The 7,085-nt window shown below is 70.1% G+C and carries 3 protein-coding genes; all 3 read left to right on the forward strand.

What is annotated here, in order from left to right; all coding sequences use genetic code 11:
* Positions 1 to 291 precede the first annotated feature (291 nt).
* The gene (locus tag ABZ281_RS30425; RefSeq protein ID WP_356660657.1) at positions 292 to 1,686 is read left to right on the forward strand and encodes a DEAD/DEAH box helicase; all 1,395 of its coding nucleotides are present in this window, start codon (positions 292 to 294) and stop codon (positions 1,684 to 1,686) included.
* Positions 1,687 to 2,407: 721 nt separating this feature from the next.
* On the forward strand, positions 2,408 to 5,578 hold the full coding sequence (locus ABZ281_RS30430) for an EAL domain-containing protein (protein WP_356660659.1): 3,171 nt from the start codon (positions 2,408 to 2,410) through the stop codon (positions 5,576 to 5,578).
* Positions 5,579 to 5,698: 120 nt separating this feature from the next.
* On the forward strand, positions 5,699 to 7,085 hold a 1,387-nt coding region (locus ABZ281_RS30435; protein ID WP_356660661.1), incomplete at its 3' end, for an amino acid adenylation domain-containing protein.

Raw genomic sequence — 7,085 nt, forward strand, 5'->3', positions numbered from 1 at the left:
AGGACTTCCGCGCGCGGCCATTGCCGCCGGCCTCCCCGACTCGCACCTCCACCCCCTCTGCGACGGCTCCTCGCCGCCCGGCGGTCGGCTGTCTCCTCGGTGGTTCGCGCCGGTCTCGGCCTGGCGGTCCCGGAGCAGTCCGTGACGTCTGCCGCGTGGTCCGCGGAGGTCCCCGTGCTAGCGTTGACTGTTTGCCGCTCACTGCGTCCGTGACCCGTTCGGTGTCCCTGGCCGGTGACCGCGTCCCTGCCGCGCCTTCCTCGGTACGGTTTCTTCGGAGGAAGGCTTTCCGTGAGCGAATCAGTACCCCGCGATGCCCGGCGACAGGGCTCGGCGCTGCCGACGGTGGCCTCCTTCACGCAGCTCGGGCTCCCGGCCGAGGTTCTGCGGGTGCTCGACGAGCACGGTGTGACCGTTCCCTTCCCCATCCAGGCGGCGGCGCTGCCGACCGTGCTCGCGGGACGGGACGTCCTGGGCCGGGGCCGCACGGGGTCCGGCAAGACGCTCGCTTTCGGCCTGGGGATGCTCGCCCGGACGGCCGGGCGGCGCGCTCGGCCCAAGGAGCCGCTGGCGCTCGTTCTGGTGCCCACCAGAGAGCTTGCGCAGCAGGTGGGTGAGGCGCTCACCCCGCACGCCGAGGCGCTGGGGCTGCGGCTCGCGACCGTGGTGGGCGGAGTGTCCATCGGACGGCAGACCGCCGCGCTGCGGGACGGCGCCGAGATCGTCGTCGCCACGCCCGGCCGGCTGCACGACCTCATCGAGCGCAAGGGCTGCCGGCTGGGGCGGGTGCGTATCACGGTCCTGGACGAGGCCGACCAGATGTGTGACATGGGGTTCCTGCCGCAGGTCACCGAGATCCTGGACCAGGTGCGTCCCGACGGGCAGCGGATGCTGTTCTCCGCCACCCTCGACCGCGACGTCGACCAGCTGGTGCAGCGCTACCTGCGCGACCCCGCCGTCCACTCCGTGGACCCCTCGTCCAGTGCGGTGTCCGCGATCGAGCACCACGTCTTCGTCGTACACGGCCCGGACCGGTACGCCGTGACCACGGAGATCGCCGCCCGGGACGGCCGCGTACTGCTGTTCCTGGACACCAGGCACGGCGTCGACCAGCTCACGCGGCATCTGCGGGCCAGCGGTGTGGCCGCCGCCGCCCTGCACAGCGGGAAGTCGCAGCCGCAGCGCACCCGAACCCTGGCCCAGTTCAAGAGCGGGCAGGTCACCTCTCTGGTGGCGACGAACGTCGCCGCCCGCGGCCTGCATGTGGACGACCTCGACCTCGTGGTCAACGTCGACCCGGCCACCGACCCGAAGGACTATCTGCACCGCGCGGGCCGCACGGCCCGGGCCGGCCGCTTCGGCACCGTCGTGACACTGGTCCTGCCGGGGCAGCGCCGCGAGACGAGCCAGGTCATGGCCGACGCCGACGTCGCTCCCAAGGTCACGAAGGTGCGGTCCGGCGAGGCGGAACTGAGCCGGATCACCGGCGCCAGGGCTCCCTCGGGAGAGCCTCTCGACGGTGGACCGGCCGCATCGCGCCCCAAGAACCACAACGTCCCGTTCCGCGGCCTGGGCAGCGCCAAGGACGCGAAGAGCGGCTCCAGTGGCAGAACGTCCCGCAAGAGCAGCGAGGCCCGCAAGCTCGCGGAGGCCCGCAGGGCGGCCCGGGTGCGGCGCGGCGGCTGAGTTCGGCGCTTGAACTGCGGGGCCGGTTCAGGCGCCAGCCGTGTGTCCCCGGAAGCCGCAGGGTGCGCCGCGTCCTGACCCGCACCCCCGCCAACTGCGGAAAGTCGCCGCCCTGTTCCGCTTCAGGATCTCTGCGTTCCCTGGTCGGCGTTCGGGGGACGAGGGCTACCGGACCTTCCAGCGTGTTCCCAGCCCAGGTCAGCGCCCATCCGAAGAACCCGAAGGATGACGCCCGGCTCGGCAGCCGGCACGCCTGGCGGGAGGGGCGGCGGCTCCGGCCCTCCCGCCGTGTCCGGGCCGAGCACGTCATCGGCGAGCAACGGCCGCCGCGGCAAGAGGCCAACTGTCCCAAGGAGAGAAGTTCCTGCGGTGGTGGGAGAGTACGGACAGCGGACCGGGTCCGGTCTCCGGGACCCGCATTTTCGCGCATCTCGTGGTTTTCCGCGAGGTGACGCGGTATCTCGGTGCACACGTGCGAGAAGTGGTGATCCCGGTAAGCTGGATGAGGGCACGTCGATGTCTCGGTGTAGAAGGAGCCCGCATTACGGTGACCGTGTATACCGGAAATCGTGTTCAGAGGCGATAAGGCTCGGGGTCCCGCCCCGGGGCCCGGAGAATTCTCCTTCGCCCGTTCGGTCCGACGGGCCTCTCCGCCGCCGTCCGGTGCCGTTCGCGCAGCTCGGCCCGCCCGACAAGTGGTCCTCTCAGGAGGTTAGTTGGGATGAACGCGCGATTGCGAAGCCAGGCTGTGATGGCCGCCGTCAGCTCATGTATCGTCGTGCTGACGGCGTTCTACTACGCATTTCCGGAACAGCGGCTGCTCTTCGTCGTCATCGGAGCGATCGGCGTCGTCGGTATCGTCCTCGGTGTCCTTCTCAACCAACCGGCACATCCGCTCCCCTGGTTGCTGCTCGCCGCGGGAAACTTCGCCTTCGCCGCAGGCCAGGCCACCCAGATCATTCTCATCCAGTTGCTCAATGAAGAGATCCCGTTCCCGTCGATCGCCGACGGCTTCTATCTCGCGGCATATCCGCTTTATGCGGCGGGACTGCTGGGCTTCGTGCACTGGCGCACGAGTTGGCGCGACCGGGCGAGCCTCGTCGACGCGCTGACGCTGACCGTCGGCCTGGCGTTGCTGTCGTGGCTCTTCCTCATCGATCCTTACGCCCGCGCCGAGGGTCTCACCTGGGTGCAGAAGGCGTTCGCCATCGCCTATCCGCTCGGCGACATCCTGGTCCTGGCGATGCTGCTGCGGCTGCTCGTCAGCCGTGGCGGCAAGAGCCGCACGCTCATGCTGCTCACCGTCGGCACCGTCGGCCTGCTCACCGCCGACGTGCTGTACGGCCTCATCCAGCTGAACGGGACGTGGCGCACCGGTAGCGCGGTCGAACTCGGCTGGGCCGTCCTGTACGGCGCCTGGGCGGCTGCCGCGCTCCATCCGTCCATGCGCTTGCTGACGCAGCCGCTGCCATGGCGAGCCGAGACCGGCACGGGCCGGCTGGCCCTGCTCGCCCTGGCATCGCTCATCGCGCCCGCCATCCTCCTGACGGAGGCGGTGCGCGGCGTGAGGGCCAACGTCGGCGTCATCGGGGTCTTCTCCACGGTGCTCTTCCTCCTCGTGCTCTACCGCCTGGCAGGGGTGGTGGCGACCCACCGGCGGGCGGTCGGCCGGGAGAAGGTGCTGCGCAACGCGGTGTCGTCGCTGGGCGGAGCGGGCGAGCTGCGGGATGTGGCCGCAGCCGTCCACTCCGCGGTGACGGAGCTGATGTCGGTCGGCCCGCCACGTTCCGCGCTGCTCACCCTGCCGGACAGCACACTCTGGGTGAACGGGGCCCACAGCGTCCTACGCGGGCCCCTGGCCGCGCGGGAGACCGCAACCGTGCGGGAGCTGATCGCGTCCGGCGAGAACCGCCTGGTGACCCTCGACGGTGTGGGGCCCGCCCTTGTCGACCACCTCACAGTGGAGCCGACCCGCAACCACCACGCGCTGGTCTGCCGGCTCGCGGCGCAGGGCCACCTCTCGGACGATCCGCTGATCGGGGTGCTGATCGTGGCCGGGGAGGAGCACGGCCTGCTCGTGCTCCGCGACACGCTGGTGACTCTCGCCGCACAGGCCGCACTTGCCGCGGAGCGGGTCACCCTCGCCCAGGAGGTCAACCAGCGCAACAGCGAGATGTACTTCCGCACGCTGGTGCAGAACGCCTCCGATGTCATCCTGATCCTCGACGACGACGACCGGGTCCGCTACGCCAGTCCCTCCGCCGACCAGGTGCTCGGCCTTCCGGACCTGGAGGGCACCCTCCTCGTCGATCTGGTGCCACCGCAGGACAGCCGCGCGGTCGTCGAGACACTCGGCAGGATACGCAGGGGCGAGCCGCAGACCGGGCGTGAGCACTGGCGCGTGGTCCGCGCCGACCGGTCGTCCATCGAGGTCGAGCTGAGGTGGAGCGATCTGCGGGAGGAGGCGACCGTCGGTGGAGTGGTGCTCACGTTGCGGGACGTGACCGAACAGCGCAAACTCGAACGCGAACTCACCCACCAGGCGTTCCATGACTCGCTCACCAATCTGGCCAACCGTGTGCTCTTCCAGGACCGGGTCAACCACGCCCTGGCGCAGGCTCAGCGCGACGGCACGGTGGTCGGCGTGCTCTTCGTCGACGTGGACGACTTCAAGGTCGTCAACGACATACACGGCCACGGTGTGGGCGACGAACTCCTGGTCGCGCTGTCACTCCGGTTGCAGACGGCCGTCCGTGCCTCCGACACCGCCGCGCGCATCGGCGGTGACGAGTTCGCCCTGCTGGTGGAGGGCTCCATCGCGACAGAGGGCGTGGAGCGGTTCACCCAACAGGTGATGACCGTGTTCGACGAACCGTTCCGGCTCAGTGTGGGGCCGATGAGCGCGTACGCCAGCATCGGCGTCGCGACGACGGAGGACAGCATCGACGCGGTCGAACTTCTGGCACACGCCGATCTCGCGCTGTACTCGGCGAAGACGGCGGGCAAGCGCCAGTGGCGCCGCTACTACCCGGAGCTGCAGAGCGGCATGGCCGAGCGCGCCAACTTGCAGGAGGCCCTGGACAGTTCGTCGATCGAGACGTCGTTCCTGGTGCTCTACCAGCCCATCGTGGAGCTGGCCAGTGGTCAGATCGCCGGCTTCGAGGCGCTCGTTCGCTGGCCCCACTCCACGCGCGGCATGGTGCTGCCGGAACAGTTCATCACGCTGGCCGAGGAGAGCGGGCAGATCGTCCCCCTCGGCGCCTGGGTGCTCGACCAGGCCGCGGCCGAGGCGGTCCGTTGGGAGGGCTCCGCCCCGCGCGACGGGACGGCCGGCCGCAAACCGCCCTACATCAGTGTGAATGTGTCGCCGCGTCAGTTCCGGGACGACGACTTCTACAACGTGGTCCGGCGTGCCCTGGATCTCTCCGGCATCGAACCGGCCTCTCTCGTACTGGAACTGACCGAGAGTGTGCTGATGTACAACGACGAGCGTATTCTGGGCGAGATGAATGCGCTCACAGAGCTCGGCATTCGTATCGCGATCGACGACTTCGGAACGGGCTACTCGTCGTTGAGCTATCTGCGTGAGTTCCCCATCTCGATACTCAAGATCGACAAGTCGTTCGTCGACGAACTCGGGCGATCGCGGGAACAGTACGCCCTCGTCGAGGGCATCGCACATCTCGCGGACACGCTCGGTCTGACGGTCATCGCCGAAGGGGTGGAGAACGTGAGGCAGCAGGAGTTGCTGATCTCCATGGGCTGCCGGCTGGCGCAGGGCTATCTCTTCGCAGAACCGGTCAATGCCGAGGAGGCGGGGCAACTGGTCCTCGCACCGCCGCTCGGCCGCCTGGCCGAATTGCCTGTGAGGCCCGCGGAAGGGAAGCAGTGATGACGGCGGCCCTTTCCCGCCGGGGGCGCAGACGGTGCTCCGCAGGACGCCGCGCGAGGCAGGAGGCTCGAGGTGACGGAACGTGATCCTCGGACGGCAGAGTCGGTTGCACCGTGCGTCGTGCTGCGCAACGACGAGGAGCAGTACGCGGTCTGGCCCGCAGACCGCCGGATTCCGGCCGGGTGGCACCGGATCGGCGGACCGGAGTCCGACACGGGGTGCGGGGCTCTGGTCGAGCGCCTGTGGACCGACATGCGGCCCGCGAGTGCCCGCGCCGTGCGGCCACCGCAGCCCTGGCCGGGCAGCGTGCCCGAGCTGGTGCGGGAGCGGGCGCGGCGTGAGCCGTCCGCTCTCGCGGTGCGCTCGGACGACGGTCGGCTCAGCTACGCCGAGCTGAGCGGTCGCGCCGACCGGCTTGCCGACCGGTTGCGGGAGTGGGGCGTCGGCCCGGAGTGCGTCGTCACCGTGTGCCTGGACCGCGTGCCCGAGCTGATCGTCGTCCTGCTGGCGGTGCTGGACTCCGGAGGCGCGTTTCTGCCTCTCGACCCGGCGACTCCGCGGCAACGGATGGTCGCACTGGTCGGGGAGACCGGTTCCCGCCTCATCGTCACGAGCCGCGAGCACGCCACCATGTTCGAGGGGTGTGAGGCACGGATCGTCCACGCCGAGACGGCCACGGAACCGGCTGCGGCGCCGTCGGAGGCACCCCGAACGGCACGCGGCCCCCGTCCGGACGACCTCGCCTACCTGATCTACACCTCCGGATCCACCGGACCGCCCAAGGGGGTGATGATCAGCCACCGGTCGCTGGCCCATTCCCTCACGGCGGTGGCCCGGGCCTACGAACTGACGCCTTCCGACCGGGTGCTGCACGCCGCGGCGCTCGGCTTCGACACCTCACTGGAGCAGATCTTCGCCCCTCTGATCAGTGGCGCGACGCTCATCCTCGGGGGAACACCGACGTGGGCGCCCACCGACCTGCTGCGCCGCCTGCCCGAGTACGGGATCACCGTCGCCGACCTGCCCCCCGCCTACTGGCACCGGATCGTCTACGCCGCGGACCGCGGCGAGATGCTCGCCTCGCTGAGGCTCGCCATCGTCGGCGGTGAGATCGTCACCGCGAAGGACTGCCGCGCCGTTCTGCGCAAGATCCCCGGCGTACGGCTCGTCAACGCCTACGGGCTCACCGAGACCACCATCACCTCCACGCTCTGCGACCTGAATCAGGAGGTGCTCGCCGCGCCGGACACCGCCGTCTCGCCGGTCGGCAGGTCCCTGGAGGGGAGTCACGTCCATGTGCTCGACGCCGATCTGCGCCCGGTGCAACCGGGCGCGCGCGGCGAGATCTACATCGGGGGGCAGGGCCTGGCGCGCGGCGTCTGGCGGCAACCCGCCCTGACCGCACGGCAGTTTCTGCCCGATCCGCACGGCTCCGCGCCGGGAGACCGTATGTACCGCACCGGGGATCTGGGCCGCCGGCGCGCGGACGGCAATCTGGAAGTGCTGG

It is taken from the genome of Streptomyces sp. NPDC006265 (assembly GCF_040613555.1).
Classification (GTDB): domain Bacteria; phylum Actinomycetota; class Actinomycetes; order Streptomycetales; family Streptomycetaceae; genus Streptomyces.

Coding starts and splice junctions, on each gene's coding strand:
- ABZ281_RS30430 (WP_356660659.1), top strand. CDS start 2,408: ATGAACGCGCGATTGCGAAGCCAGGCTGTGATGGCCGCCGTCAGCTCA.